The sequence below is a fragment of the Roseinatronobacter ekhonensis genome, from assembly GCF_900499075.1.
Classification (GTDB): Bacteria; Pseudomonadota; Alphaproteobacteria; order Rhodobacterales; family Rhodobacteraceae; genus Roseinatronobacter; species Roseinatronobacter ekhonensis.
In genome coordinates this window covers 1-794 of the sequence record NZ_UIHC01000183.1, presented here as the reverse complement: position 1 = coordinate 794, position 794 = coordinate 1, and the positions used below count along the sequence as shown (strand labels likewise).

At 59.2% G+C, this 794-nt stretch carries 1 protein-coding gene; it reads left to right on the top strand.

The features are described from left to right. Nucleotides 1-636, top strand: a 636-nt coding sequence (gene istB, locus ROE7235_RS19755) for an IS21-like element helper ATPase IstB (protein WP_121097763.1), incomplete at its 5' end; no start/stop codon positions are given. Nucleotides 637-794 lie beyond the last annotated feature (158 nt).

Sequence of the window (794 nt, the reverse complement as noted above, 5' to 3'; positions counted from 1 at the left end):
GTTCACTACCTGCTGCGGCTCTGTGAACTGGAACTGATTGAGCGCGAACGTCGGATGATCGAACGCCGGATCAAGGACGCCAAGTTCCCGGCGACCAAGAGCCTGGACAGCTTTGACTTCAAGGTCATCGCCTCTCTCAACAAGACCCTGACCATGGAACTGGCCCGCTGCGCCTTCGTAGATCGGCGCGAGAACGTCATCGCCCTGGGCCCGAGCGGCACCGGCAAGACCCACGTCGCCCTAGGGCTCGGACTGGCGGCCTGCCAAAAGGGTCTGAAGGTTCGCTTCACAACCGCTGCAGCCTTGGTCCACGAACTGATCGAGGCTGCCGACGAACGGCGCCTACAGCGTATTCAAAAGCTCCTGGCCAGTCAGGACCTTCTGATCATCGACGAACTCGGCTTCGTTCCGCTCAGCAAGACCGGCGCCGAGCTGCTCTTCGAGGTCATCTCGCAACGATACGAGCGCGGCTCCATCATCATCACCTCAAACCTACCGTTTGACGAATGGACCGAAGTCTTCGGCTCGGAACGCCTCACCGGTGCCATTCTCGACCGCCTGACCCATCACGTCCATATCCTCGAAATGAACGGCGAAAGCTTCCGGCTGCGCGAAAGCCGTAAAGCCCAAATCTGAACTCCAAATATCCGCGATCAAAAGTGCTGGCCTGCGGCCTGCGCGCCTTGGCACACGTCAGCTATCTGGAGAGCACCCGCGCCAAGGCGCAGCTAAACCGCGACCAAGCTGATCAATTTTACACCGGGAACTTGGCCAATTTTGCTCCGGGATTGACA